The organism is Brachybacterium sp. AOP3-A1-3 (assembly GCF_052378285.1).
Classification (GTDB): domain Bacteria; phylum Actinomycetota; class Actinomycetes; order Actinomycetales; family Dermabacteraceae; genus Brachybacterium.
The window spans coordinates 1-26,896 of record NZ_JBQSXM010000010.1 but is presented as its reverse complement, the minus strand read 5'-3'; the positions used below and the strand labels follow the sequence as shown (position 1 = coordinate 26,896).

24 protein-coding genes are annotated in these 26,896 nt (G+C 71.0%); 11 read left to right on the top strand and 13 right to left on the bottom strand.

Annotated features, from left to right (window positions below):
• The first annotated feature begins 3 nt into the window (after nucleotides 1-3).
• Entirely contained in the window at nucleotides 4-1,281 is a 1,278-nt protein-coding gene (locus ACT3T5_RS13645; RefSeq protein ID WP_444577486.1) for a TRAP transporter large permease, read from the top strand.
• 249 nt (nucleotides 1,282-1,530) lie between these two features.
• Here ACT3T5_RS13645 and ACT3T5_RS13640 read toward each other — a convergent pair whose 3' ends face one another.
• The 5 genes from ACT3T5_RS13640 to ACT3T5_RS13620 form a co-directional block, all read right to left on the bottom strand.
• Nucleotides 1,531-2,325 carry an SDR family NAD(P)-dependent oxidoreductase gene (locus ACT3T5_RS13640; protein WP_444594599.1) on the bottom strand — a complete coding sequence of 265 codons (795 nt, stop codon included), beginning with the start codon at nucleotides 2,323-2,325 and terminating at the stop codon, nucleotides 1,531-1,533.
• On the bottom strand, nucleotides 2,322-3,392 hold the full coding sequence (locus ACT3T5_RS13635) for an NAD(P)-dependent oxidoreductase (RefSeq protein WP_444594598.1): 1,071 nt from the start codon (nucleotides 3,390-3,392) through the stop codon (nucleotides 2,322-2,324). The genes ACT3T5_RS13640 and ACT3T5_RS13635 overlap by 4 nt, the downstream gene beginning before the upstream one ends.
• The gene (locus tag ACT3T5_RS13630) at nucleotides 3,389-4,672 is read right to left on the bottom strand and encodes an alpha-hydroxy acid oxidase (RefSeq protein WP_444594597.1); all 1,284 of its coding nucleotides are present in this window, start codon (nucleotides 4,670-4,672) and stop codon (nucleotides 3,389-3,391) included. The genes ACT3T5_RS13635 and ACT3T5_RS13630 overlap by 4 nt, the downstream gene beginning before the upstream one ends.
• A 150-nt stretch (nucleotides 4,673-4,822) precedes the next feature.
• A complete protein-coding gene (locus ACT3T5_RS13625; RefSeq protein WP_444594596.1) occupies nucleotides 4,823-5,614 on the bottom strand; it encodes an SDR family NAD(P)-dependent oxidoreductase in 792 nt (263 codons plus the stop codon).
• Nucleotides 5,615-5,689: 75 nt separating this feature from the next.
• Nucleotides 5,690-6,610 (bottom strand): sugar phosphate isomerase/epimerase family protein, encoded by a 921-nt coding sequence (locus ACT3T5_RS13620; RefSeq protein WP_444577492.1) that lies wholly within the window; start codon nucleotides 6,608-6,610, stop codon nucleotides 5,690-5,692.
• 257 nt (nucleotides 6,611-6,867) lie between these two features.
• Between ACT3T5_RS13620 and ACT3T5_RS13615 the strand changes: the two genes are divergently transcribed.
• From ACT3T5_RS13615 to ACT3T5_RS13600, 4 genes are all read left to right on the top strand, one after another.
• A complete protein-coding gene (locus tag ACT3T5_RS13615) occupies nucleotides 6,868-8,583 on the top strand; it encodes a dihydroxyacetone kinase family protein (RefSeq protein ID WP_444594595.1) in 1,716 nt (571 codons plus the stop codon).
• A 43-nt stretch (nucleotides 8,584-8,626) separates the two neighbouring features.
• A complete protein-coding gene (locus tag ACT3T5_RS13610) occupies nucleotides 8,627-9,097 on the top strand; it encodes a ribose-5-phosphate isomerase (protein WP_444594594.1) in 471 nt (156 codons plus the stop codon).
• 125 nt (nucleotides 9,098-9,222) lie between these two features.
• Entirely contained in the window at nucleotides 9,223-9,984 is a 762-nt protein-coding gene (locus ACT3T5_RS13605) for a triose-phosphate isomerase (RefSeq protein WP_443416610.1), read from the top strand.
• Nucleotides 9,985-10,182: 198 nt separating this feature from the next.
• Nucleotides 10,183-11,079 (top strand): hypothetical protein, encoded by an 897-nt coding sequence (locus ACT3T5_RS13600; protein WP_443416611.1) that lies wholly within the window; start codon nucleotides 10,183-10,185, stop codon nucleotides 11,077-11,079.
• A gap of 52 nt (nucleotides 11,080-11,131) precedes the next feature.
• Here the strand turns inward: ACT3T5_RS13600 and ACT3T5_RS13595 are convergent, their stop codons facing one another.
• From ACT3T5_RS13595 to ACT3T5_RS13585, 3 genes are all read right to left on the bottom strand, one after another.
• Complete coding sequence (locus ACT3T5_RS13595; RefSeq protein ID WP_443416612.1) at nucleotides 11,132-11,839, bottom strand: GntR family transcriptional regulator; 708 nt, start codon at nucleotides 11,837-11,839, stop codon at nucleotides 11,132-11,134.
• Nucleotides 11,840-11,972: 133 nt separating this feature from the next.
• The gene (locus ACT3T5_RS13590; RefSeq protein ID WP_443416613.1) at nucleotides 11,973-12,974 is read right to left on the bottom strand and encodes a Gfo/Idh/MocA family protein; all 1,002 of its coding nucleotides are present in this window, start codon (nucleotides 12,972-12,974) and stop codon (nucleotides 11,973-11,975) included.
• The gene (locus ACT3T5_RS13585) at nucleotides 12,968-13,957 is read right to left on the bottom strand and encodes a Gfo/Idh/MocA family protein (protein WP_444594593.1); all 990 of its coding nucleotides are present in this window, start codon (nucleotides 13,955-13,957) and stop codon (nucleotides 12,968-12,970) included. Before ACT3T5_RS13585 ends, ACT3T5_RS13590 begins: the two co-directional genes overlap by 7 nt.
• A gap of 180 nt (nucleotides 13,958-14,137) precedes the next feature.
• Between ACT3T5_RS13585 and ACT3T5_RS13580 the strand changes: the two genes are divergently transcribed.
• Both ACT3T5_RS13580 and ACT3T5_RS13575 read left to right on the top strand, forming a co-directional pair.
• Complete coding sequence (locus ACT3T5_RS13580; protein WP_443416615.1) at nucleotides 14,138-14,575, top strand: VOC family protein; 438 nt, start codon at nucleotides 14,138-14,140, stop codon at nucleotides 14,573-14,575.
• Nucleotides 14,576-14,595: 20 nt separating this feature from the next.
• Nucleotides 14,596-15,174, top strand: a complete 579-nt coding sequence (locus tag ACT3T5_RS13575; protein ID WP_444594592.1) for a sugar O-acetyltransferase — start codon at nucleotides 14,596-14,598, stop codon at nucleotides 15,172-15,174.
• A 15-nt stretch (nucleotides 15,175-15,189) separates the two neighbouring features.
• Here ACT3T5_RS13575 and ACT3T5_RS13570 read toward each other — a convergent pair whose 3' ends face one another.
• Both ACT3T5_RS13570 and ACT3T5_RS13565 read right to left on the bottom strand, forming a co-directional pair.
• Nucleotides 15,190-16,440, bottom strand: coding sequence for a nucleoside permease (locus ACT3T5_RS13570; protein WP_444594591.1), 1,251 nt, complete (start codon nucleotides 16,438-16,440; stop codon nucleotides 15,190-15,192).
• A gap of 50 nt (nucleotides 16,441-16,490) precedes the next feature.
• Nucleotides 16,491-17,825 (bottom strand): aminotransferase class I/II-fold pyridoxal phosphate-dependent enzyme, encoded by a 1,335-nt coding sequence (locus ACT3T5_RS13565; RefSeq protein WP_444594590.1) that lies wholly within the window; start codon nucleotides 17,823-17,825, stop codon nucleotides 16,491-16,493.
• 155 nt (nucleotides 17,826-17,980) lie between these two features.
• On the opposite strand from ACT3T5_RS13565, the gene pdxS reads away from it, so the two are divergent.
• Together pdxS and pdxT are read left to right on the top strand one after the other, a co-directional pair.
• The gene (gene pdxS, locus ACT3T5_RS13560) at nucleotides 17,981-18,889 is read left to right on the top strand and encodes a pyridoxal 5'-phosphate synthase lyase subunit PdxS (RefSeq protein WP_444594589.1); all 909 of its coding nucleotides are present in this window, start codon (nucleotides 17,981-17,983) and stop codon (nucleotides 18,887-18,889) included.
• Nucleotides 18,886-19,479, top strand: coding sequence for a pyridoxal 5'-phosphate synthase glutaminase subunit PdxT (gene pdxT / locus ACT3T5_RS13555; protein ID WP_443416618.1), 594 nt, complete (start codon nucleotides 18,886-18,888; stop codon nucleotides 19,477-19,479). Before pdxS ends, pdxT begins: the two co-directional genes overlap by 4 nt.
• 56 nt (nucleotides 19,480-19,535) lie before the next feature.
• Here pdxT and aceB read toward each other — a convergent pair whose 3' ends face one another.
• Entirely contained in the window at nucleotides 19,536-21,221 is a 1,686-nt protein-coding gene (aceB, locus tag ACT3T5_RS13550; RefSeq protein ID WP_443416619.1) for a malate synthase A, read from the bottom strand.
• 94 nt (nucleotides 21,222-21,315) lie between these two features.
• A complete protein-coding gene (aceA, locus tag ACT3T5_RS13545) occupies nucleotides 21,316-22,632 on the bottom strand; it encodes an isocitrate lyase (protein ID WP_193117668.1) in 1,317 nt (438 codons plus the stop codon).
• A 171-nt stretch (nucleotides 22,633-22,803) separates the two neighbouring features.
• Between aceA and ACT3T5_RS13540 the strand changes: the two genes are divergently transcribed.
• Nucleotides 22,804-24,288, top strand: a complete 1,485-nt coding sequence (locus tag ACT3T5_RS13540) for a helix-turn-helix domain-containing protein (RefSeq protein WP_444594588.1) — start codon at nucleotides 22,804-22,806, stop codon at nucleotides 24,286-24,288.
• Between the two features lie 179 nt (nucleotides 24,289-24,467).
• A complete protein-coding gene (locus ACT3T5_RS13535) occupies nucleotides 24,468-25,013 on the top strand; it encodes an AMIN-like domain-containing (lipo)protein (protein WP_193117670.1) in 546 nt (181 codons plus the stop codon).
• Between the two features lie 91 nt (nucleotides 25,014-25,104).
• Here ACT3T5_RS13535 and ACT3T5_RS13530 read toward each other — a convergent pair whose 3' ends face one another.
• Nucleotides 25,105-26,502, bottom strand: a complete 1,398-nt coding sequence (locus ACT3T5_RS13530; RefSeq protein ID WP_193117671.1) for an APC family permease — start codon at nucleotides 26,500-26,502, stop codon at nucleotides 25,105-25,107.
• Nucleotides 26,503-26,896: the final 394 nt, after the last annotated feature.

The window sequence follows — 26,896 nt, the reverse complement described above, 5'->3', positions numbered from 1 at the left end:
CCCATGGTTCTGCTGATCATGTTCGCAGCCCTGCTCGTGCTGCTCGCCCTGCGCGTCCCCGTGTGGATCGCCCTGCTCATCCCGTCGATCGTCTACATCATCATCGACGACACCGCCACGGCGGCCCTGGCCGCGCAGCAGACCGCCTCAGGCGTCTTCGACTTCGCGATCCTCGCCGTGCCGATGTTCATCCTGCTGGGCAACCTGGCCAACGTCTCCGGCGCGACGGACCGTCTGTTCGACGCCGCGACCAGCGCGATCGGCCACGTGCGCGGCTCGCTCGGCTACGTCAACATCGCCACGTCCTTCGGGTTCTCCTGGATGAGCGGCGCGGCGATCTCCGACGCCGCCGCCATGGGTCGCATCCAGGTGCCGGCGATGACGAAGCGCGGCTATCCCGAGGGCTTCGCGCTCGGCATCACCGGCGCCGCCTCGCTGATCGCCCCGATGATCCCGCCCTCGATCCCAGCGATCATCTACGCCGTGACCGCCGGCCTCTCGGTGAGCTCCCTCTTCATGGCCGGGATCGTCCCGGCGCTGGTGCTGGTCGCGGCCCTGTGCGTCATGGTCTGGATCCAGACCCGCAAGCGCGATGACCTCCGCCTGGAGAAGCCCCCGGCGGCCAAGCGGGTCAAGGACGTCGTGAAGGCCCTGCCCGTCGCGGGCGCCGCCGTGATCATCCTCGGCGGGATCCTGTCGGGGATCGTCACGCCCACCGAGGCCTCCGCCCTGGGCGTGGCCTACGTGGCCATCCTCGCCCTGTGCTACCGCACCCTGAACGGGAAGTCCCTGGGCCGGATCGCCGCCTCCACGGTGGAGACGACCGGCAGCGTGCTGGTCATCGTCACCAGCGCATCGCTGTTCGGCTGGGTGCTGGCCCGCGAGCAGGCCCCGCAAGTGATGACGGAGATGATCCTGCAGATCACGGATCGTCCGCTGGTGTTCCTGCTCCTGATCAACATCCTGCTGCTGATCGTCGGCGCAGTCCTGGAGCCGACGGCCGCGATCCTCATCCTGGTGCCCGTGCTGGCCCCGATCGCCGATGTGTACGGCATCGACCCGGTGCACTTCGCCGTCATGATGATCTTCAACCTGATGATCGGCCTGCTCACCCCGCCCGTGGGGCTGGTCCTGTTCGTGCTCTCCTCGGTGACGAAGGTTCCGGTGACCCGGGTGATCAAGGGCGTCCTGCCCTTCTTCGTCCCGATGCTCGCCGTGCTCCTGGTCATCACCTTCTTCCCGCTGCTGAGCACCTGGCTGCCAGGGCTGGTGGCCGGGTGACGAGGATGGTGGCCGGCTGACGGGGTTGGTGCGCGACTGAGCACCCGGGGCGCTGGGGTCGGCGGGACCAGTCCGACAAGGCCACTTCCACAGTCGAGACTGCACCACGTGTCGGTGAGAGGGTTCTCAACGACACGTGGTGCAGTCTCGACCGCCTGCATCCGGCCGGCAGCCAGAAATCGCAGGTCGCAGGTCGCAGGTCGCAGGTCTCAGGTCGCAGGTCGCGGGTCTCAGGGCTCAGGGCCCGGGTCAGCCGACGCGCAGGCCGCCGTTGAGGTTGTAGGTCGCTCCTGTGGTGAAGCCGCCGTGCGGGCCCACGAGGAAGGCGACCAGCTCGCCGAGCTCCTCGGTGGTGCCCAGCCGGCCCACGGGGGTGCGGGCCACGAACTGCTCGCGGCGCTCCCCCTCGAGGGGTCCGCCCATGATGTCGGTGTCGATGTTGGCCGGGGCGATCGCGGCGGTGGTGACGCCGGTGCCGGCGACCTCCTTCGCGAGGCCCCGGATCAGGCCCTCGACGCCCGCCTTGGAGGCTGCATAGGCGAAGGTCGAGAAGTTCCCGCCGCCGTCCTGCGCGGCGGTCGAGCTCATGGCGACGATCCGGCCCAGGCCCTGCGCGAGCATCGCGGGCAGCACGCGCTGGGCGAGGTGGAAGGTGCCCAGGGTGTTGATCGAGAGGGTGCGCAGGAAGTTCTCGCTGGTCATCTCGAGGAACGGGGTGGGGTTCGCGATGCCCGCGCTGCACACGAGCGCGCCGATCGCCGGGGCGCCGGGGTCCTGCTCGACGGCGGTGATCGCGGCGTCGACCGAGACCTGGTCGGCGATGTCGACCCTCGCCGTGACGACGTAGGGCGAGCCCGCCGCGCGCGCCTCGTCGGCCGCGCTGACGAGCCCGGCCTCGTCGAGGTCGAGCAGGGCGAGCGGACGGCCCTGCCGGGCGAGGGTCAGCGTCACGCCGCGTCCGATGCCGCGCGCGGACGCAGCGCCGGTGACGACAGTGGTCAGGCCGACGATGCGGGCCTCGTCGGCCGCGGAGCGCTCGGTCATCCGCGCGTTCCGGCGGCCGACGCCGGTGCCCCGTCGGCCCCGCTCGAAGAGGTCGTCCCGGTTGCCCCGCTCGACCCGTCGGCCGACGCCTGCGGGGCGTTCACGACGTTGCGCGGCGCCTGGCCGCATGCGACGGCCGTGACCTCCGCGAGCACCTCGGCGCCGGTGTACTCGGCGAAGTCCTTCGTCCAGCACAGCGAGTGCGGGGCGAGCACCACGTTCTCCAGCGCGAGCAGGGGGCTGCCGGCCGGGAGCGGCTCGACCTCGAAGACGTCGAGCCCGGCCCCCGCGATCGTGCCGTCCTGCAGGGCGGTGATCAGGGCCGGCTCGTCGACCACGGCGCCGCGGGCGATGTTGATGAGGAACGCGGAGTCCTTCATCTGGGCCAGCTCCGGGGCGCCGATGAGGTGGCGGGTCTGGGAGTTCGCGGCGACCGTGACGATGAGGTAGTCGCTGCGCGCGATCACCTCGTCGAGCTCGAGCTGCTCCACGCCGACCTCGGCGCAGAACTCCGGGCGGGGCGACCGGTTCCAGGCGATGACCTCGAGGTCCAGGGCGCGCAGCTGGCGCACCGTCTCCTGGCCGATCCCGCCCAGGCCGATCATGCCGATGGTCGCGGTGGCCAGGCCGGGGCCCCGGTACTCGGCCTTGCGGTCCCAGTCCGCCTCGCGGACCAGGCGATCCTTGGGCAGCAGGTTGTGGGCGAGGGCGAACAGGAAGGTCAGCGCGGTGTGGGCCATCGGCACCCGCAGCCCGGTGGGGGCGTTGGTGACGGTGATCCCGGCGGCGTCGCAGGCCTCCAGGTCCACGGAGTCGAAGCCGGCGCCGAAGCGGGCCACGTGCGTGAGCGTGGTGACGCCCTCGAGCTGCGCGGCGCCGAAGGGGGTGCCGCTGAGCAGCAGCACGGCGTCGAAGCCCTCGAGCGCCCCGGGGCTGATCGGGACCTCGACCCGGGACCATTCGATGCCCTGCTCGGCGAGCGTGCCCAGGCCGATGTCACCGTAGATGGTGGAGCCGTCCGCCTCGGAGTAGTCCGCGGTGACGGCGAGCTTCCAGGGGGCGCTCATCGGGCGTTCCCGTCGGCCGTCGTGCCGGATTCCGGCTCGCGGTGCAGGCCGGCGCCGTGCCAGGCCTCGGGGTAGTCCACGAAGCCACGATCCAGCGCGCCGATGCTGGTGGCGCCGAGCTGACCCATGGCGAGCTCGAGCTCCTCGTCGAGGATGTCGAGCACGCGCAGCACGCCCTTCTCGCCGCCCGCGGCGTTGCCGTAGCCCCAGGCCCGGCCGATGGAGACCAGGTCCGCGCCCACGGCGAGGGCCTTGGCGATGTCGTCACCGGTGCGCACGCCGGAGTCGAACACGACGGTCATGTCCTCGCCCACGGCGTCGACGATCGAGGGCAGCACGCTGATGGTGCTGGGCGTCGAGTCGAGCTGGCGGCCGCCGTGGTTGGAGACGTAGATGCCCTGCGCGCCGACGTTCCGGGCGCGCTGGGCGTCCTCGGGGGTGAGGATGCCCTTGATGTACACCGGGCCGTCCCACTGACGCCGCACGTCCTCGATGTCCGCCCAGGTCAGGGTGAGGTTCGTGAGGTACCGCTTCACGAACTCCTGGTGGGAGACGGCGTTGTTGCCCTGGACCTCGCCGGCGAGGTTGCGGAAGCCGATCGTCGGGGGCTTCATGATCGCGCGGGTCCAGTTGAGGTAGCGCACCGCCTGCACGGCGTTGCGCGGGGTGATCTTCGGGGGGATCGACATGCCGTTGCGGTGGTCGCGGTAGCGCTTGCCGTTCAGCGGCACGTCGACGGTGACCACGAGCGCCTCGGCGCCGATGGCCTTCGCCCGGGAGATCAGGTTCGAGACGATCTTGGGGCTCTTGTACATGTACAGCTGGTACCACAGCGGGCCGGTGGCCTCGTCCGCGAGCTCCTCCATCGCCCAGTTCGAGGCGGTGGAGATGGTGAAGGGGATGTTCGCCTTCCCGGCCGCGCGCACCGCACCCAGCTCGCCCTCACCGCCGATCATGCGCTGCAGGCCCAGCGGCCCGAGCACATAGGGACGCTGCAGGTCCATGCCGTCGACGGAGGTGCAGATGTCGATCGTGGAGATGTCGGTCAGCCAGCGCGGGCGGAAGCGCACCTCGCGCAGGTCGCGGGTGTTCGCGTCGAGGGTGATCTCGTGGTTGGAGGCCCCGTCGACGATGTCGAAGGCCATGGTGGGGAGGCGCTTCTTCGCGAGCTGCCGGATGTCCTCGATGGAGGGGGCGGATTCCATCGGGTCCAGGCGGAAGCCGCCCGCGGCGAGCATCTTCGCGAATTCGAGGGCGCCGGAAAGTGTCGAGTCGGCCAAGGGGTCTCTCCTTCGAGTCGGAATGGCTGGTCCTGCTGTCCTGCTGTCTTGCTGTCCTGCTGTCCTGCTGTCCTGCTGTCCTGCTGTCCTGCTGTGCGACGGTGCACGAGGTGCGGCCCCGGGGTGGTCGCCCCGGGGCCGACGGGTCCCTCAGTGCATGTGCTTGCCGCCGTCGACGTTGATCGACGTGCCGCTGACGAAGCTGGAGTCCTCGCTGACCAGGAACGCGATCAGGCCGGCGACCTCCTCGGGCTGGCCCACGCGCTGCAGCGGGATGTTCTCGCTCATGCCGGCCTTGCGGTCGTCCGTGAGCGTGCCGCCCATGATGTCGGTGTCGATCGGGCCGGGCAGGATCACGTTCGCCGTGATGCCGTACTGGCCGAGCTCGCGGGCCGCGCCGCGGGTGAGGCCCTGCACGGCGGCCTTCGCCGCGGCGTAGCCGGTCTTGGAGAACGTGCCGCCGCCGTCGAGCGCGGTGATGGACGCGGTGTTCACGATGCGACCGCCGAAGCCGCCGTCGATCATGCGCTTCGCCGCGGCCTGGATCATCAGCAGGGTGCCCTTGCCGTTGACGTTCATGACCTTGTCCCAGATGTCCGAGGTGATCTCGAAGATCGAATGGGGGCTGGGGATGCCGGCAAGGTTCACCAGGGCGGCGACCGGGGGCATCTCGGCGTCGACGCGCGCGAAGGCGGCATCCACGGCGGCCTGGTCGGAGATGTCGACGCCGACGCCGATGACCGTGGCGCCGCTCTCGGCGGCGAGGTCCGCGGCGAACTTCTCGACGGCGGCACCATCGATATCGGCGGCGACGACGCTCCAGCCATCGGCCACGAGCTTGCGGGCGACCTTGCGGCCGATGCCGCGCTCGGCGCCGGCGCCGGTGACGATCGCGGTGCGCTCATCGGGGAAGGGCTGGATGCGGGTGATCTCGAGGGACATGCGGGTTCTCCTTCGAACTCGGGGTGAGGTGGTGGAGCGGTATTGCAGTGAAGCGGTGTGACGGTGGAGCGGTGATCAGGCGAGGGCCGAGGCCAGCACCTGACGGATGTACTGCACGTTCTCGGCGATGACGCCGAGGGAGTCGGAGCCGTAGTGCTCGCAGCAGAACGGGCCGGAGTAGCCGAGCTCGAGGGCACGGAGGATCACCTGGCGGTAGTTGATGTAGCCGTACTTCAGCGGCATCGGGGCCGAGGAGTACGCGCCGGTGGCCGGATCGAGATCCCGCGTGTAGTTCTTGATGTGCCAGAAGTTCGAGTGCGGCAGCACCTTCTCGAACATGTCGGCCCACGGCTCGACCTCGCGGTGCAGGCGCACGAGGTTGCCGATGTCCGGGTTCAGGCCCACGGACTCGTGGCCCACGTCCTTGACGAAGGCGACGGCCTCATCGGCAGTGCCGACGTAGGTGTCCTCGTACATCTCGAGGCTGACCTCGATGCCCTGGTCGCGGGCGGCGTCGCCGAGGGTGCGGATCCGCTCGATGGCGAGGTCGCGCAGCGCCGGGTCGTCGACGTGGCCGTCGGCCAGCCAGAACCAGATGGCCTTCTGCTGGGCCTCGGTGGTGGCCTGCATGAAGCCGGTGTTGACCACGCTCACGCCGAAGCTGGGGGCGAGGTCGATGAAGCGCAGCGCGTCGGCCACGTTCTGCTCGCCGTTCTTCACGTCCACGACCGAGTTGCGGGTCATGGAGATCGAGGAGAGGGTCATACCTTCCCCGTCGAGCACGCTGCGGAACTCCTCGACGCGCTCGTCGGAGAGCTTCGCGAGCGGCAGCCAGGCGTCGGTGGGGTCGATCTGGTCGACGCCGAGCGCCTTGACCTGACGCAGCTGGGAGGCCCAGACGGAAGAGGAGGCCTCCAGGGTGGGGGTGCCGTCCGGCGTGGTGCTGCCGAACGACAGCATGTTGGCTCCGATGGGCCAGTTCTCCGCTGTGAACATCCTTGTCCTCTTTCCTCGTGACGTCTCGTTGCCGTCGATCCTATAGGATCAATCCCGATGATGTGAAGGCATTCGCGCACACGATGTGCATCCACTCTGCATCTGGACCGACGGGTGCGTCGGTGGTGGCGTTCACGCGCTCCGGAACAGTTCCTATAGGATCGTGGGGACGACGGGGACATCGACCCCGCCTGTTCGACACCGACTGCGCGCCGCCGGTCCCCCGATTCGGACGCCCCCGTGGAGGAATCTCACCGATGACGTATCTCTTCAATGACCCCGCCGACTTCGCGACCGATGCGGTCCGCGGCCTCGCCCTGTCCCACCCCGACCACATCGCCGTCGTGCACGGCGGCGTGGTGCGTTCGACCGCGACCCCGCAGGGCCAGCCCGCCCTGGTGATCGGCGGCGGCTCGGGCCACTATCCCGCCTTCGCCGGCTGGGTCGGTCCCGGCATGGGCCACGGCGCCCCGTGCGGCAACATCTTCGCCTCCCCGTCGGCCTCGCAGGTGTACTCGGTGGCCCGCAACGCCGAGAACGGCGGCGGCGTGGTGCTCGGCTTCGGCAACTACGCCGGCGACGTCCTCCACTTCGGGGCGGCCGCGGAGAAGCTGCGCGCCGAGGGCATCGACGTGCGCATCATCAAGGTCAGCGATGACATCGTCTCCAACACCCCGGAGAACCATCGCGACCGTCGCGGCATCGCCGGTGACCTGCCGGTCTTCAAGATCGCCGGCGCCGCGATCGAGGCCGGCGCGGATCTCGACGAAGCGGAGCGCATCGCCTGGAAGGCCAACGACGCCACGCGCTCCTTCGGCGTCGCCTTCGACGGCTGCACCCTCCCCGGCGCCCCCGAGGCGCTGTTCCATGTCACCGACGGGCAGATGGGCGTGGGTCTGGGCATCCACGGCGAGCCCGGTGTGCGCGACGAACCGATCGGATCGGCCGACGAGATCGCCGCGCTGCTGGTCGAGGGCGTCCTCGCCGAGCAGCCCGAGCGCACGACCGACGGTTACCAGGGCCGCGCCGCCGTGATCGTCAACGGCCTGGGCACGGTGAAGTACGAGGAGCTCTTCGTGGTCTACGCGAAGGTCGCCGAGCTGCTCGAGGCCGCCGGCATCACGCCGGTGCGCCCCGAGGTCGGCGAGTTCATCACCAGCCTCGACATGGCCGGGCTGTCCCTGAGCCTGGTGTTCCTCGACGACGAGCTCGAGCAGCACTGGCTGGCCCCCGTCGACACCCCCGCCTTCCACCGCGGCGCGATGCCGGCCGCGGACCGCCCCCGCCGGGACACCTTCTGGGAGGCCGGGGCCGACGAGACCCCCGAGTCCACCGAGGAGTCCCGCGAGGTCGCGACCAGGATCGCCGGCGTGCTCGACCTGTTCGAGGCCGTCTGCGTCCGCGAGGAGGCCGAGCTGGGCCGGATCGACGCGATCGCGGGCGACGGCGACCACGGTCAGGGCATGGCGTACGGCACCAAGGGCGCCGCGGCCGCCGCGAAGACCGCTCTCGCCGACGGCGCCGGGGCCCGCACCCTGCTGGTCCGCGCCGGCGAGGCCTGGTCCGAATCCGCCGGTGGCACCTCCGGCGCCCTGTGGGGCGGCGCGCTGATCGCCGCCGCGAGCTCCTTCGCCGACGACGCCGGCAGCTCGCCGCGCACGATCGTCGAGGCGGTCGACGCGGGCATCGACGCGGTGCTGCGCCTGGGTGGGGCGACGGAGGGCGACAAGACCATGGTCGACGCCGCCATCCCCTTCCGCGCCGCCCTCGCTGACGCGTTCACCGGCGATAACGCCTCCGCGGCGATCCTGTCCGCCGCCGGCGTGGCCCGCGCTGCGGCCGACGCCACCGCCGACATCACCGCGAGCCTCGGCCGCGCCCGTGTGCTGGGCGACAAGTCCCTCGGCACCCCCGACCCCGGTGCGATCTCGTTCTCGATCCTCATGACCGAGCTCGGGCAGCACCTGGCCTGACATCCTGGAACCACCCCACCTCACCACTCGAAGGAGATCCCCCATGGCACTGAAGATCATCGTCGGCGGCGACAACGCCGGCTACGGCTACAAGGAAGAGTTCAAGGCCCTGCTCGAGGCCGACGACCGCGTCGAGTCGGTCCTCGACGTCGGCGTCGGCTCGGCCGATGACGGCACCTTCTACCCCAACGTCGCCGTCGCGGCCGCGGAGAAGGTCGCCGCGGGCGAGGCGGACCGGGCGCTGCTGGTCTGCGGCACCGGCCTCGGCGTCGCGATCGCAGCCAACAAGGTCCCCGGCATCCGCGCCGTGACCGCGCACGACCTCTACTCCGTGCAGCGCTCCGTGCTCTCCAACAACGCGCAGGTGCTGTGCATGGGCCAGCGCGTGATCGGTCTGCAGGCCGCCCAGGAGCTCGTGAAGGTGTGGCTCGACCTCGAGTTCGACCCGGAGTCCTCCTCCGCGGCGAAGGTCGACGCCATCTGCGCCTACGACGGCTCCCTCGAGAAGGCCTGACCCACCCCGCCCGGGCATCCCGGGCCGCCCCCGCGCCGCGCACCGCTCGCGTGGCGCGGGGAAGGCGCGGGGAACCGGAGCACCCCACGCACGACACGGCCACGCACGACACGGAAGGATCCGTCATGAGCACGTTGTGGATCGGCACCAGCTGGAAGATGACGAAGACGCTGGCGGAAGGTCGCGCGTGGGCCGAGGGCCTGCGTGACCAGCTGGACGGCGCGGCACCCGGCGGCGTGCAGCCGTTCGTCATCCCGTCTTTCACCGCGACCACGTCGGTGCGCGAGGTCCTCGGCGAGGACTCCCCCGTGCTGCTCGGGGTGCAGAACGCCCACTGGGAGGACGCCGGTGCCTGGACCGGCGAGGTGTCCGTGCCGCAGGCGAAGGATGCCGGTGCGCAGATCGTCGAGATCGGGCACTCCGAGCGTCGTGAGCACTTCGGCGAGACCGTGGAGACCACGCGGCTGAAGGTCGCCGCGGCCCTGCGCCATGGCCTCACGCCCCTGCTGTGCATCGGCGAGAGCCTCGAGGTGAAGGATGCCGGCGGCTCCTCGGCGTTCATCCTGGACCAGGCCGCCGGAGCGCTGGACGGGCTCAGCGCCGAGGAGCTCTCGCGCGTGGTCATCGCCTACGAGCCGATCTGGGCGATCGGCGAGAAGGGCCGCCCGGCGACCGTCGAGGAGCTGATCGAGCCCTTCGCCGCGCTCGGCGCGCAGTACACCGGGAAGGTCGCCGGGATCCTCTTCGGCGGCTCCGTGAACCTCGACAACGCCGCGGATCTGCTCCGGATCGACCATGTGACCGGCCTGTTCGTCGGCCGCACCGCCTGGCAGCTCGAGGGCTACCTCGAGCTGCTCCGCATCGCTGAGGCGCACGCCGGAGCCTGAGCACCGCGCCCCCGGGAAGTCGGGGGATGACCCCCAGGCCCTGTCCGGGGTCCGGCGATACCCTGAGGGCAGTCGGTGACGAGAGACGACGCCGGAGCCCGAGCAGGGCCCTGCACGCGGGCCCTCCACGAGGGTCCCGCCCGCCGTCCCCGCCGCCGCTGACGTCAGCTCAGTCCCACGACAGGCCTGGGGGTGCCCATGAGCGAGCAGATCAGGACCAGTGCTCACCGCGACCGGCGGGGCCGCATGCCCCGCAACCGGTACCTGCCCGGGAACAGGGATGCGGCCTGGACTCCGGGCGCGGGCGGCCGACCTCCGTGGAGCCCGGCCGGTGGACCACCGCTGGTGGGAACCGTCCACGCCCCGTTCTCCACGGCGATGGCCCTGCCTCGTCGGCGCGGCCGCTGGCTCACCACCGTCGTGCCGTCCGTGCTCGGCGGCACCTTCGGCATCAGCAGCTTCATGGTGCTCGGGGTGAGCAGCCTCATCGGGGGCGCGGGCCTGTTGGCCCCGCTGCTGGCCGGCCTGGGAGTCGGCGTCGTCGTCGGCGGCGGCACGGCCTTCCTGCTGCGCAACCGGCCGCAGAAGCCGGTGCGGCTGAGCGGCGCCGCCGAGCTGCCTGCCGGGACCCGCACCGCGCTCGAGAAGATCGTGCGCTCCACCAAGCACGAACGACGACGGCTCTCCCGGATGCGTCGCAGCCGGCCCGGACCGGCGGTCAAGCCCGTGCTGAACCGCGCCGAGGTGCTGCTGCAGCGGATCAACGCCCTGGTGGGGTCCGCCGCCCTGCAGTCCCGCCGGTCCTCCGACGAGGACATGCTGATGCTGGAGGGGATGGCCGCCCGGTACGTCCCCGACCTGGTGCACGCCCTGGAGGACACCGTCGGCTTCCTGTCCCCCGTCACCGGCGAGGCCCGGGAGAAGGCGCTGGAGAACCTGCAGAGCATCGACCGGCAGCTGGCGGCGCTCGGCGATGAGCTGGACCGCATCGAGCACGCTGTCGTCGCCGGAGTCACCCGCTCGCTCGACGTCCACTCCGAGTTCCTCAAGCGGCGCCTGCCAGATCCCGGTGCGGACCCGTTCGAGGACCGCTGACGCCGACGGCTGCCGGCACCAGCCGACGACACCCTGAGGAGACCGCTGCAGGTCAGGCGGGGGCTTGGGAGGCCTGCGCCTCCTCCTCGCTGGTCTGGATCGACCTCACGAGCACCGCGTCGAGGTGGTCGGAGAGCGCCTTGAGCGCCGCGTCGTGATGATGCTGACGCACCTTCGCCAGGATCGCGCCGTGCTCCTCGTACGCCTCGCGGGCGTCGAGCTGGAGCGGCCCGCCCTCCCAGGTCTGGCGCATGCGGTGGGTGTGGGTGCTCAGGCTCTCGAACATCTGAGCCAGGTAGCGGTTGTCCGCATGCTTGTAGAGCGTCTGGTGGAAGCCCCAGTCCGCCTGGAAATGCTCATGGACCAGCTCGTAGGAGACCTCGCCGGCCTTGTCGATGCGTTCGATGATCTCGGCATGATGGGCCTGCGCCGCCTCGAGGTCCACGAGCAGCTCGTCCCAGTGCTCGAAGGCACGATCCAGCACGGCGAGCTCGATGATCTTGCGCGCCTCCAGGAGCTCGGTGATCTGCTCGACGTCCAGCATCGGGGCGACGACGTACCCGCGCAGCGCGACGTACTCGACCAGGCCGGAGCGCTCGAGGGACACCATCGCCTCGCGCACCGGGGTGGGTGAGACCTCGAGGTCGCGGGCCAGTCCGTCGATGCTCAGGCGGGAACCCGGCGCCCACCGGGACTCGAGCAGACGCTGGAGGATCAGCTCCTCGACCTCGTCGCGCAGCACCTGTCGTCTGATGGCCATCTGATGATTCCCTTCGTGCGCGGAGGTCCGAACGTCAACGGCCGAACCCACGCAGCGGCAGTCCCGATTTCCCATAGGATACCCAGCCGACGACGCCGACGGCTGGGCATCCGGGGATCCGGGGCGCAGAGCCTCAGGCGCGCGCCAGCTCCACGGGCTGCCCGGTGCGCACCGACTCCTGCGCCGCTGCGACCACGCGCACCGTGCGCAGGCCCACGTCGCCCGAGGGCTCCACGGCCTGGCCCGCCCGCACGGCCCCGAGGAACGCCTCGAGCAGAGCCGCGTCGGAATCCACGCCGTAGGGCAGCCACTGGCCGTGCCCGCCGACGTGCTCGGCGAAGGCGTCGACCTGGAGCTGCCCGCCGGTGCCGACGGCCTGGATCCGCAGGCCGCCCCAGGTGGGGGCGTCGGCCGGCTGCGACCAGGAGCAGTCGATGGTCGCGACCAGACCCGAGTCGTAGGTCAGGGTGACGAGCCCGCCGGTCTCGGCGCCCGCTCCGGCCCGATCCGCCCAGAGGATGCGGTTGGTGGTGGCGTGCACGGTCGTGGGCGGGCCGACCATCGAGTCGAGGATCTCGGCGATGTGCACGGTGTGGTCCACGAGGGATCCGCCGCCGGCGAGCTCCACGTCGGTGAACCAGGCACGGGTGTCGGGCAGCTTGCCGTTGTTGGTGCCGGTGATGCCGATGACCTCGCCGAGGGCGCCGTCGGCCACGGCGGCGCGCAGGGTCTCCACCGCCGGGGCGAAGTGCACCGGGAAGGCGGTCATGAGCACCACGCCGGCCTCGGCGCACGCGGCGACCATGGCCTCGGCGTCGGCGACGGTCGTGGCCAGCGGCTTCTCGCACAGCACGTGCACACCGCGACGGGCGGCCTCGAGCACGAGATCCTTGTGGTGAGCGTTCGCGCTGGTCACGACGATCGCGTCGGGCCCCTCGGGCCAGGCGTTCCACGCCTCGTCGTAGGAGCCGACGACACTCACCCCGTGCACGTCGCCGAACCCGTCGGGATCGGCGACCACCAGGTCGATGTCGGCGCGCGGCTCGAGCCGGGCGGCATACGCCCCGGCGTGGGTGTGCGCGCAGCTCATGAGGGCGATCTTCAGCGTGCCCGTGGAGGGCGTTGCGGTCAGCATGTGATGCTCCGTCCGGTGCGCAGGGACTCGAGGGCGGCGCGGGAGACCTCGACGGCGTATGCGCCGTCGGCCGCGCTGACCCGGGTGGGGGTTCCGGAGCGGAGGGCGGCCGCGAACTCGAGGATCTCCTCGGCGTAGGGGCTGCGCATGCCGCTCACGTCGGGCAGGAAGCCGTCTCCGGCGGCCTGCTGCTCGGTGGCGACCTCGTCGAAGACGACGCCCGGGTCACCCGCGGAGTCGTACTGCAGTCGGCCCGCGCCCCCGGCGAGGTCGAAGGTGTACCGGAAGGTGGTGCCGGGCGCGCCCCACAGGCCGCGGCAGTGGCTGATGGCGCCGCCGGTGTGGGTGAGCACGACGTGGGCGGTGCGCACGGTGTCGGTCGAGCTGGAGATCGACTGCTGGGCGTAGACCCGCTCGACGGGCCCGGCGAACCAGATCGCCTGGTCGATGTCGTGGATCATCTGGTCCATGATGATGCCGCCGGACTGCGATTCGTCGGCGAACCAGGGCTGCGTGGGGAAGGATCCGGTGCGCTCGAAGCGGAGCACCGCGATCTGCCCGATCCTGCCGGCCTCGACGGCGGCCCGGGCCGCGGCGTACTGCGGGAAGAACCGCACCACGTGCGCCGGGAACAGGCGACGGCCTGCACGGTCGGCATGCTCGACGACGGCGCGGGCATCTTCGGTGGTGAGCGCGAGCGGCTTCTCGCACACGACGTCCTTGCCGGCGTCGAGCGCCTGGTGGACGATCTCGGCGTGCACGGCGGTGGGAGTGCAGACGCCCACGACGTCGACCGCGGCCAGAAGCTCCTCGAGGGTCGCGTGGACGGTGGCCCCGAACTGCTCGGCATACTCCGTCGCCCCGTCGAGGCTGAAGCAGTGCAGCTCGGCACCGATCTCCAGCCATCCCGGGGTGTGGGCGCGCGAGATGCCGCCCGTTCCGATGACACCGACGCGCACTGGCGCGACGGGTGGTGACGACATGGTCATGGTCAACCTTCCGGGCTGGACGGACCCTATTTACGAAAGCGGTTTTCGTAATCCTTCCCGGAGTCCCGGGCGGTGTCAAGGGTCGCCAGCGGTCGAGACGCCCGCCGGAACGGCGCGGCGGCAGGAAGGTCGGCCCGGCCGCCTATGCTCGCGCCACCCGACGAAGGGACCGACATGGCCTCCCCCTGGAAGCTCACGATCGACTGCTCCTCCCCCACCGTGCTGGCACGCTTCTGGTCGGAGGCGCTCGGCTATGAGCCCGCCCCGGTGCCGGCCGGCTACGACAGCTGGCAGGCGTGGCTGATCGCCTATGAGGTGCCTGAGGACGAATGGGACGACGGGGCCTACCTCCACGATCCGACGGGCGCGGCGCCCCCACTCTCCTTCCTGCGGGTGCCCGAGGAGAAGACGGTCAAGAACCGCCTCCACCTGGACGTCCAGGCCGGCGGCGGCCGACAGGTCCCGTGGGATCAGCGGTGGCCGCGGGTCGCCGCGGAGGTCGAGCGCCTCACCGGCCTGGGTGCGAGGGTCCTCCAGCGGCACGACGGGCCCGACGGGCCGGACCACGTCGTCATGGCGGACCCTGAGGGGAACGAGTTCTGCGTGGTCTGAGGCCCACTACCCTCGCTGGCATGAGCAGCACTCCCGAGCCGGCCGACCCCCGCATCCAGCGCGAACGCATGCTCGCGGGCGACTGGTACATCTCCGACGAGGAGCTGGGGGCGCTCCAGCTGGAGGCCGCCCAGCGCGCGGATCGCTACCACCGGGCGTGGCTCGATGACGCCCCGGAGGCCCGTGACCTGCTCGAGGAGCTCCTGGGCGAGGTGGGCGAAGGTGTCGTCGTGCGACCACCGATCTCCCTGGACTACGGCAGCAACGTCACCCTCGGCGCGCGCACCTTCGTGAACTACTACCTCACGGCGGCCGATGTCGCGACGATCTCCATCGGCGACGACTGCCAGATCGGCCCGAACGTCCAGCTGCTCACGCCGATCCACCCCACCGACCCGGGGCCCCGGCGGGAGGGCCTGGAGCGCGCCGAGCCGATCACGATCGGGGACAACGTGTGGCTCGGCGGCGGGGTCACCGTGCTGCCCGGCGTGAGCATCGGCGACAACTCAGTCATCGGGGCATCCACCGTGGTCACGAAGGACATCCCGGCGAACGTGGTCGCCGTCGGCAACCCCGCCCGGGTGATCCGCGAGCTCTGATCTCGGACCCGGCGCCTACGCCGCGACGTCGGCCCTGCCAGCCCCGCCGCCCCCATCGATCGCGTCGGCCGTCTGCTGCTCCCGGAACATGCTCCCGAAGAAGATCGCGACCAGCAGCGCGAGCGCGGCCGGCACCAGCCAGATCGGGATCCAGTCGTGCGTGCCGTCGGCGGCGAGGAAGGCGTCCACGATCGGCCCGGAGATCAACGAGCCGATCAGCAGACCCACGCCGTAGGTGGCCAGGGAGATGAGGCCCTGCGCGGCCGAGCGCACCCGCGCCGGGGCGAAGCGGTCGGTGTAGATCTGCCCGGCGACGAAGAAGAAGTCGTAGCAGACACCGTGCAGCAGCAGCCCGATCACCACGAGCCACAGCAGGGAGCCGGAGTCGCCGACGGCGAACATCGCGTAGCGCGCGGCCCAGGCCAGCATGCCGATGAGCAGGGTCTTCTTCACGCCGAGCTTCCTCAGCATGAGCGGCATGAGCAGCAGGAACCCGGCCTCGGAGAGCTGGCCGAGGGACTGCACCGCGGCGGCCCTCGGCACCCCGATCTCGTTGAGGTAGAGGTTGGTGAAGTTGTAGTAGAACGCCAACGGGATGCAGATGAGGATCGACGCGACGAAGAAGACCAGGTAGGAGCGGGACTTCAGCAGCGCTAGCGCATCGAGGCCCAGGATGTCGCGCACGGTGGCGGGACCCTCGCTCGGCTCCGGCGGGGTGTGCGGGAGGGTGAAGGCGTAGACGCCCAGCAGCGCCGAGCCGATCGCGGCCATGGCGAAGGTGTTCGAGAGCGCCCCGCCGGTCTCCCAGCCGAGCCAGCCGATGAGCAGGCCCGCGATGATCCAGCCGATCGTGCCGAACACGCGCACGCTGGGGAACTGCCGCTCCGGGCTCTCCATGCGGCGGAAGGAGATCGAGTTCGCGAGCGCCAGGGTGGGCATGAAGGACACCATCGCGAGCAGGGCGAAGACGAAGAAGGCGCCGAAGTCCTCCTGGCGCCCGGCGAGGAACAGCATCACCGCGCTGAACAGGTGCAGCACGCCGAGGATGCGCTGGGCGGCGAAGAAGCGATCGGCGATCAGGCCCACGATGAAGGGGGCGAGGATCGCGCCGAGGCTCTGAGTGAGGAAGGCGAGCGCGATCTGGCTGCCCGTCGCCTCGAGATCGCTGGCGAGGTAGGTCCCGAGGGTGACGAACCAGGCGCCCCACACGAAGAACTCGAGGAACATCATGGCCGAGAGACGGGTGCGGGTCAGCGAATCCAGCATGCCGAGGACCTTAGCGTGTGGCCTGGCTCACCGCGAGGAGGATTCCACCCTCAAACCGCTTCGCGGGCCGCGGCGGCGACGTCTGCGGCGAGCGCCTCGGCGTCCTCCCCGGAGAGGTCGTGCACGGTGAGCCGCAGGTGGCGCGAGAGGTCGGCGTCGGGCGCGAGCCGGAAGTCGTCCCCGGTGCGCACGAGCCACCCCCGCCGCATGAGCCGCTCGGCGACCTCACGGGCCGGGGCCGGGACGGGCACCCACAGGCTCATCCCGTCGCCGGCCTCGACCGGCAGGCCCAGCGCGGTGAGGCGGGCGGCGAAGCTCGCGTTCCGCGCGGCGTAGTGGGCGCCGGCGCGGCCGATGAGCGCCAGGGAATCGGGGTCGCGCATCACGGCGTGGGTGATCCGCTGCAGCAGATGGCTCACCCAGGTGGTGCCGGGGCTGAGCCGCTGCGCGAGCCGGCCCGCAGTGTCGGGGTCGGTGGCGGTCACGGCCAGGCACATGTCGGGGCCCACGAACTTCGAGACCGATCGCAGCAGCGCCCAGCGCCGATGATCCGGACCGATGATCGAGTGGAAGGGCCGCTGGGAGAGGTAGGAGTAGTAGTCGTCCTGGATGACCAGCACGTAAGGATGCTCGTCGAGCACCTCTCGCAGCTGGGCGGCGCGCTGCTCGCTGAGCGAGGCCCCGGTGGGGTTCTGGGCGCGCGGGGTGCACACGACGGCGCGCACTCCCTGCTCCAGCGCGGAACGCAGGCCCTCGACGGTCATCCCGTCGGCGTCGACCGGGACCGGCACCGCCCGGTACCCGCCGAGGCGAGCGATGTGGATGCTGGCCAGGAAGCACGGATCCTCGAGGGCCACGGCATCGTCCCGCATGAGCGCCTGGGCGAGCAGCCGCTCCACGGCGTCGACGGCGCCGCTGGTCAGGGTGAGCCGCACGTCGGCAGGGTCCCCCGGGGCGTCCGGTGTCATCCAGTCCCGGGCCCACTGCTCGAGATCGCGGTCGATCACGGGCTCCCCGTAGAGCACCGGGCGGCCCGCGGCGGCGGCCAGCGCCGGTGCGAGGTCCGGGATCAGGCGCGGATCGGGGTTGCCCGTGCCGACGTCCCGGAGGGACCCGGCGGCGGCGAAGCCCTCCTGCGCCACGGCGGCCCGCTGCGCGACGCGGGTGCCGGCGCGCCCCTGGGAGACGACCACGCCGGAGCGGGCGAGGTTCCGGTAGGCGGCCACGGCGGTGTTGCGGTTGACCTGCAGCTGCTCGGCGAGGGCCCGCACGGAGGGCAGGCTCTGCCCCGGGGCCAGCTCGCCGCGGTCCACGAGCGCCCGCACGCTGTCGGCGATCTCCACGGCGGTCCCGCCGCTGATCACCAGTTCATCGTCGTTGCTCACCCGGTCGAGTCTAGGCGGGTACGGCGATCCCCCACGGACACTCATCGCACCATGACCCATGCCGTGCTACTTTTTGGCCTAGGTCAATGTGGTGCAGGGAGGGCCGACGTGTTCGATGCCGTCGGCCCGCGCCGCGCGAGCGACAAGGACACCCCATGAACAGCACCCCCACCGCGGGCACCCCCACCACCGGCACCGGAACCGTCAAGCGCGGACTCGCGGACATGCTGAAGGGCGGCGTCATCATGGATGTCGTCACCGCCGAGCAGGCGAAGATCGCCGAGGATGCCGGCGCCGTCGCGGTCATGGCCCTCGAGCGGGTCCCGGCGGATATCCGCGCCCAGGGCGGGGTTTCCCGCATGAGCGACCCCGACATGATCGACAGCATCATCGAGACCGTCTCGATCCCGGTGATGGCGAAGGCCCGCATCGGCCACTTCGTCGAGGCGCAGATCCTCCAGGAGCTCGGGGTGGACTACATCGACGAGTCCGAGGTGCTCTCCCCCGCCGACTACGTCCACCACATCGACAAGCAGCGCTTCACCGTGCCCTTCGTGTGCGGCGCGACCAACCTCGGCGAGGCCCTGCGCCGCATCACCGAGGGTGCCGCCATGATCCGCTCCAAGGGCGAGGCCGGCACCGGCGACGTCTCCGAGGCCACCAAGCACATCCGCACCATCACCGCCCAGATCCGGGAGCTGGCGGCGAAGAGCGAGGACGAGCTGTACCTCGCCGCCAAGGAGCTGCAGGCCCCGTACTCGCTGGTCAAGGAGGTCGCCGAGACCGGTGCCCTACCGGTGGTGCTGTTCACCGCAGGCGGCGTCGCGACCCCGGCGGATGCCGCGATGATGATGCAGCTGGGGGCCGACGGCGTCTTCGTCGGCTCCGGGATCTTCAAGTCCGGCAACCCCGAGCAGCGGGCCGCGGCGATCGTCAAGGCGACCACCTTCCACGACGACCCCTCGGTGATCGCCGAGGCCTCTCGCGGGCTGGGCGAGGCGATGGTCGGCATCAACGTGGCTGATCTCCCCGCCCCGCACCGCCTGGCCGAGCGCGGCTGGTGACCACCGCGCTCCGCGTCGGCATCCTGTCGCTGCAGGGCGACGTGCGCGAGCACGCCCGGGTGCTGACCGCGCTGGGCGCCCAGGTCGAGCTCGTGCGGCGTCCGGGCGAGCTCGTCGGCCTCGACGGTCTCGTCCTGCCCGGCGGGGAGTCGACGGTGATCGACAAGCTCTCCCGGGCGTTCGAGCTCCAGGGCCCGCTGCGTGCAGCGATTGCGGGCGGGCTCCCGGTGCTGGGGACCTGCGCCGGGCTGATCCTGCTCGCGGACCGTCTGGCCGACGGGATCGCTGGTCAGGAGACGTTCGGCGGCCTCGATGCGACCGTGCGACGCAATGCTTTCGGCGGCCAGGTGGAGTCCTTCGAGGCGGACCTCGAGGTGCCCGAGCTCGGGGCGCCGACGGTGCGGGCCGCCTTCATCCGCGCCCCGGTGATCGAGCAGCTCGGGCCCGACGCGACGGCGCTCGCCTCCCTCCCCGACGGCCGGGTCGTCGCCGCCGAGCAGGGGAACCTGCTGGGAGTGGCGTTCCATCCGGAGTCCACCGGGGAGACCCGGTTCCACCGTCGCTTCCTGGACCGGGTCCGCGGTGCGTGAGACGACACGAGGGACCGCCAGGCATGCTGTCCCCGCGGTCCCTCCGCGCCCCCGGCTCACCGGAGCTGGAGCTCGTACGCGGCGGTCGTGAGGAAGGCCGGGAACGTCTCTCCGAGCACGGCCTCGCTCAGCAGCGCCGCGGCGTCCTGCGCCCGGCTGCCCTCCTCACGGGACATCTCCTCGGCGCACTGCTCGATGAGGTACTCGACCTTCTCGGCCACCACCGGCATGCCCCGCTCGGTGAGCATGCCCTGGTTGATCCACTGCCACAGCTGGGAGCGGGAGATCTCGGCGGTCGCCGCATCCTCCATGAGGTGGTCGATCGCCGCGGCCCCCTGACCGCGCAGCCAGCTGTCGAGGTAGCGCATCGCCACCCGCACGTTCTGGCGGACCCCCGCCTCCGTGATGCGGCCTCCCTCCACGTGCGTGTCCAGCAGGTCCGCGGCGGTCACGGCGACGTCCTCCCGGAGCTGGTGCAGCTGGTGGGGAGCCTCTCCGAGCACCGCGTCGAACTCCGCCTGCGCCGCGGGGACCAGGTCGGGATGGGCCACCCAGGTGCCGTCGAAGCCGTCGGTCGCCTCCCGACGCTTGTCGTCGGAGACCATCTCCAGGGCCTGCCGCGTCACCTCCGGATCCCGGCGGTCGGGGATGAACGCGCTCATCCCGCCGATCGCGTGGGCGCCGCGGCGATGGCAGGTGCTCACCAGCAGCTCCGTGTACGCCCGCATGAACGGCACGGTCATCGTCAGCTCCGAGCGGTCCGGCAGCACCCGCCGCCGTCCCCGGTCGCGGAACATCTTGATGATGCTGAACAGGTAGTCCCAGCGGCCGGCGTTCAGCCCGGCGCAGTGGTCGCGCAGCTCGTAGAGGATCTCCTCCATCTCGAACGCCGCCGGCAGCGTCTCGATGAGCACGGTGGCGCGGATGGTGCCGTGCGGGAGGTCCAGGTGCTGCTCCGTGTGCGTGAACACCTCGTCCCACAGCCGCGCCTCGAGATGGGACTCGAGCTTGGGCAGGTAGAAGTAGGGGCCCGCGCCGCGCTCGACGAGCTCGCGGGCGTTGTGGAAGGCGTAGAGCCCGAAGTCCACGAGGGCCGCGATGGCCCGGCCGCTGCGGCCGCGCGCGCCGGTGTACCGCAGATGTGCCTCATCGAGGTGCCAACCGCGGGGCCGCAGCACGATGGTCGGGGTCTCCTCGCCCAAGCGGTACTCCTTGCCCTGCTCGGAGACGAAGTCGATCTGCCGGCGGATCGCGTCGTGCAGGTTCACCTGCCCGCCGATGATGTTCTCCCAGGTGGGGCTGAGTGCGTCCTCGTGGTCGGCGAGCCACACCCGGGCCCCGGAGTTCATCGCGTTGACCGTCATCCTGCGGTCGGTGGGGCCGGTGATCTCCACCCGACGGTCCTCGAGGCCGGGGCCGCTACCGGCGACGGTCCACTCGGGATCCTCGCGCACGGCGGCGGTGGTGGGGAGGAAGTCGAACATGGCCCCGGCGGCGATCGACTCGCGGCGCAGGGTCCTCGCCTGCAGCAGCCGGTGACGCTCGCAGTGGAAGAGGTCGTGCAGGCCGGCGACGAAGTCGAGGGCCGCCGGGGTGAGGATCTCCTCGAAGCGCTCGGACATCGCGCCGAGCACCTCCAGGGTGCCTCGCTCGGCCGACGGACCGGGTCGGGTCGGGTCCGATCGGTCGGTCTGAGCGGTCTGGTGGGGTCGGGTGGGTCGAGTGTCCTGGGTGAGGGTCATCGGATGCTCCTTGCTCGGTGCGGTCGCAGAGGACGGGGTGGTCAGCGCAGCCGGTGCAGTCGGTGTGGTCGCTGCGCTCGGTGCGCTCGACGGATCAGTGGAACTGGGCGGTCTCGGTGGAGCCGGCGAGGGCGAGGGTGCTGCTGCTCGGGTTCAGCGCGGTGGAGACCCGGTCGAAGTACCCCGTGCCCACCTCGGCCTGGTGGCGATGGGCGGTGAAACCGGAGGCCGCAGAGGCGAACTCCGCCTCCTGCAGTTCGACGAACGCGGACATCTGGCTCGTCTCGTACCCGCTGGCCAGCTCGAACATCGCGTGGTTGAGCGAGTGGAAGCCGGCCAGGGTGATGAACTGGAAGGCGTACCCCATGGCGGCCAGCTCGCGCTGGAAGCGCGCGATCTGGGCGTCGTCGAGGTGGCGCTTCCAGTTGAAGCTCGGCGAGCAGTTGTAGGCGAGCTTCTGGTTCGGGAAGTCGCGGTGGATGCGCTCGGCGAAGGTGCGGGCCAGCTCGAGATCCGGCTCCGCGGACTCGACCCACAGCAGATCCGCGTACTCCGCGTAGGCCAGGCCGCGGGAGATCACCGCATCGATGCCCGGACGCACCTCGTAGAAGCCCTCCGCGGTGCGCTCCCCGGTGAGGAACTCCCGGTCCCGCTCGTCGACGTCGCTGGTCAGCAGGGTCGCCGCGAGGGCGTCGGTGCGGGCGATGATCACCGTGGGTGTTCCTGCCACGTCGGCCGCGAGCCGGGCCGCCCCGAGGGTGCGCACGTGATGGGAGGTGGGGACCAGGACCTTGCCGCCCATGTGGCCGCATTTCTTCTCGCTGGCCAGCTGGTCCTCCCAGTGCACGCCGGCGGCTCCCGCCTCGATCATCGAGAGCATGAGCTCGTAGGCGTTCAGGGGTCCGCCGAAGCCTGCCTCCGCATCCGCGACGATCGGTGCGGTCCAGTCCCGGCTCGTGGCGCCGGTCTCCGCGTGCTCGATCTGGGCCGCCCGGAGCAGGGCGCTGTTGATCCGGCGCACGACGGCGGGGACGGAGTTGACCGGGTAGAGGGACTGGTCCGGGTAGGTCTTGCCGGAGAGGTTCGCATCGGCCGCGACCTGCCAGCCGGAGAGGTAGATGGCCTTCAGTCCCGCCCTCACCTGCTGCACGGCCTGGTTCCCGGTGAGGGCGCCCAGGGCGCGCACCCAGCTGCCGGGGTCCTCCGTGTTCTGCTGGACGAGATCCCACAGCGACTCCGCGCCGCGGCGGGCCAGGGTGTGCTCCTCGCGCACCGGGCCGGCGAGGGCCACGACGTCCTCCGCGGTGTGGTCGCGACGCACATCGCGCCACCGGGGATCGAGATCCCACTCGGCGGCGAGCTCCGCGGCCGTGATGCTCTGGTCACCGGTGCGGCGGGTGAACTGCTCCATGGTGGACTCCTCTGCTGCTCCACGTCCGACCGAAAGGGTCGAGCGGTCCCGGCGAACTTCGTCGGGTCCTCACACTCTGGAGCCTGGATTCCCCGATCCGAAGGGGCTCGGAGGAAGAACTTCTGCCATATTTCTGGCACGGAGAACTTCCGACGTGGCATCCTTTCCGCCATGGCACACGACGACGTGGATCACGACGACTCCTCCGACCGCCTCACCATCGGCCGCCGCATCCGCGCCCGTCGGCTCGAGCGGGGCCTGTCCCTGCGCGAGCTCGCCGAGGCGCTCGAGCGGGCCCCCTCCCAGCTCTCCGTCATCGAGAACGGACGGCGCGAGCTGCGGCTCGGGGAGCTGCGGCGCATCGCCCGCGTGCTCGGGGTCGAGGTGGAGGACCTGCTGCGGCAGGAGGCCCCGTCCCGCCGCGCCGCGCTGGAGATCTCTCTGGAGAAGGCGCAGGCCGGCGCTCTGTACCAGGGGCTGGAGCTGCCGGACCTGCCCGTGCGCCGCTCGCTCAGCGATGCCGCGATAGAGACGATCCTGCGCCTCCACGACGAGCTCGAGCGTCTGCACCGCGAGCGCGCCGCGACGCCCGAGGAGGCGCGGCGCGTGAACGGGCAGCTGCGCGAGGAGCAGTCCCGCTCGGGCAACTACTATCCAGAGCTCGAGGCGACCGCCCGGGATCTGCTGGCGCGGATCGACCATCGCGGCGGACCGCTCTCCCATCGCAAGGTCTCGCTGCTGGCCGCGGAGCTCGGCTTCAGCCTGCACTCGGTGGGCGACCTGCCCCACTCCACCCGCAGCATCACCGACGCCGAGAACATGCGCATCTACCTTCCGCTCGAGCGCAGCGCCACCGACCCCCGCACCACAGTGCTGCAGGCGATCGCCGCCCATGTGCTCGGCGAGGAGGAGCCCGCCGACTACGGCGAGCTGCTGCGACAGCGCGTCGAGGTCAACTACCTGGCCAGCGCCATGCTGCTGCCGGAGGCGGGGGCCGTGGACTTCCTGCGCGCCGCGAAGGCCCAGCGCGAGCTGTCCGTGGAGGACCTGCGCGATGAGTTCTCCGTGAGCTACGAGATCGCGGCCCACCGCTTCACGAACCTCGTCACCCGCCACCTCGATCTGCCCGTGCACTTCCTGAAGACCCACTTCAGCGGCGCGATCGTCAAGGCCTACCAGAACGACGAGGTGCGCTTCCCGACGGATGCGCTGGGCGCCGTGGAGGGGCAGCTGGTGTGCCGCTGGTGGAGCGCCCGCCAGGTCTTCCAGAGCGAGGACCGCATGAGCCCCTACTGCCAGTACACCGACAAGCCCGGCGGCACCTACTGGTGCACCTCCCACATCGAGCCCGGGCCCGGCGGGGAGTTCTCCATCTCGGTGGGCACCCGCTTCGAGCACACCCGCTGGTTCCGGGGCCGCGAGACCACCCGTCGGTTCGCGTCCTCGTGCCCCGACCAGGAGTGCTGCCGCGAGCCCGAGCCGGCTGCCGAGGATCGTTGGCAGGGCAGCGTGTGGCCGGTGGCGCGCCTGCACGCCTCCCTGCTCGCCGCGATGCCCTCGGGCACCTTCACGGGGGTGGACCGGGTCGCGATGCTCGAGTTCCTGGACCGGCATTCCCCGCAGCAGGGGCCGATGACCGGGATGCCCCAGCCCTGAGGCGATACGACGTCCCCTCTCGTCCTCTTCGGCCACACGACCAGAAAATGCTGGTCAGAGGCAGATCACGATCACGTGGTCATTACCGTCGGGCAACTGGATCGGCGCTCCGCACAGGCGGACACTGGCGATACGGCCGATGCCGCCGTGGCACCGACCGGGCCACGAAAGAGGTTGCCATGAAACGCGTGCTCTCCGTGCTCGCCAGTCTTGTGCTCTTCGTCGGTCTGGGACTGACCACACCGCTCGCAGCCAATGCCGCGCCGTACTGCGGCATCGCCTGGGGGTCCCTTCCCGCATCACGGGCCGGAACGTCCTCGGCCCACCTCGATGATCTGCGCACGGGCCGGCATGACTGCTATGACCGTCTCGTCATCGACCTCGACCACTCCGTCACCGGATACTCGGTGGCCTATGTGACCGCGGTCCACCGCCCCGGATCCGGATCCACCGTGCGCCTCGCCGGCGGCGCCGATCTGCAGATCGTCCTCAACGCTCCCGCGTACGACAGCGCTGGCCGGGCCACTTACGACCCGTCCTCCGCGAACACCGCCGTCGATGTCGACGGTTACCGCACCTTCGAGCAGGTCGCCTTCGCCGGCAGCTTCGAAGGGTCCACCACGATCGGCCTGGGCGTGCGCGCCCGGCTCCCGATGCGCGCGTTCGTCCTGGACGGACCGGGGAACGGCTCCCGGATCGTCGTGGACGTCGCCCATCGCTGGTGACGCGACGACGCGTCCCGTCACCTGCTCCCACACCACCGGCGGCGCCCCACGGGGTGCCGCCGGTGCTCGCCGTCCGGGGTGCGGCCGATGATCAGGGGGCCGACGCGGACTCCCGGTCGGAGGCATCGGCCGCGGCCGCGCGCCGCGGGTCCAGGCAGCCGGCCACGAAGACGACCACCAGGATCACGCCGCAGATCAGTGCCGCGACTGTGCCGCCCACCAGCAGCGGGAAGTTCGCCAGCGAGATCGCGAGGACCACGAGCAGGCCCAGTCCGCCGAGCCCGGCCAGGACGAGAACCGGCACCGGCGCCCGCGCCGTCCGGTGCGTGATCCCGAAGCGCACCACGGCGAGGGACGTCAGGGCCATCATCACGATGACGCCCACGGCGCCGAGGCCGGAGTACCAGGTGTAGATCTCCACCACCGGGTCGAGCTGGGCGAGGGCCGAGACCACCACGATCAGGACGGTCACGCCGCTCACCCACAGGGAGGCGCGCGACGGCGCCCGGTGGACGGGGTGCGCCGCACCGAGGCTCGTGGGCAGCACGCCCCGGCGGCCGAGCGTGAACAGGTACCGGGTGACGATGTTGTGGAAGCCGAGCATGCACGCGAACATGCTGGTCACGACGAGGATCTGGACAAGATCAGCCATGATCGGGGCGATCACCTCACCGGTCAGCGCCACGATGATGCTGTCGGGGTTCGCGGTCGCCGCCTCGACGGCGGTTCCCGCGCCGAGGCCGGAGATGACCAGCCAGGCGGAGACCGTGTAGAGCACGCCGATCAGCAGCACGGCGAGGTAGGTGGCGCGCGGGATGGTGCGCAGCGGATCCTTCGCCTCGTGGCGGAACACGGCGGTGGCCTCGAAGCCGAAGAAGCCGAGGAAGGCGAAGAGCAGTCCCAGGCCCGGGGCGCCCGAGAGCGCCTCGGCGGGGCTGAACGGGGTGGCGCTCAGCTCCCGACCGGACAGCAGCACCCCGAGGTCGATCGCGAGGACGGCGAGGATCTCGAGCACCAGCACCACGCCGAGGACCTTCGCGGAGAGGTCGATCTTGCGGTAGCCGAGGAAGGCGACGATCGCGATCATGATCCCGGAGATCAGCCACCAGGGAACCTCGATCCCCGTTCCCAGAGCGAGCAGGTTTCCGGCCTGAACACCCAGGTAGCAGGTCATGGAGACGGTGAGCAGCACGTAGGAGAGCAGGGCGATCGCTGCGGTGCCGAGGCCCGCCCGGCGGCCGAGCCCGCGATCGACATAGGCGTAGAACGCGCCGGCGTCGGGCACGTGCGGGGTCATCCAGGTGTAGCCCACCGAGAACAGCAGCAGGATCACGGTCGCGGCGAGGATCATCAGCGGGGCGCCGACGGAGCCCGCCGAGAGCAGGATGATCGGGAAGTTCGCGACCACCACGGTGATGGGTGCGGCCGCGGCGACGACCATGAGCACGATGCCCGCCACCCCGAGATTGCGTGTCAGATCCGTGTCCACGGCTGTTCTCCCTCGCGTCGGCGACTGCGGCTCGTCGACTCGTCGTAGGCGGCACGAGGTGCCGCGGCTCGCGTGCCCGTCCGCTGACGGGCACAACGACGGAACGGTACGCGAGCGCCCGGTTCCCACGCCGCAGCGTCCACGGATCGGTGCAGGTCAGACACTTGCCGCAGGGACCGACTCGGGGACCGGCAGACGAGCAGACGGACAGCCGACGGGACGGACAGCCGAGGGGCAGTCAGCAGAAGGAGCGGACAGCGGAACGGCCGGCCCCGAGAGGGGAACCGGCCGTTCGCGCAGCGATGCTGCAGCTCAGCAGCTGCACCACGAGCACTGCAGATCAGATGCTGAGGATCAGGCGGTCGGGATGACCAGGCCGGAGCCCGTCGCGCGC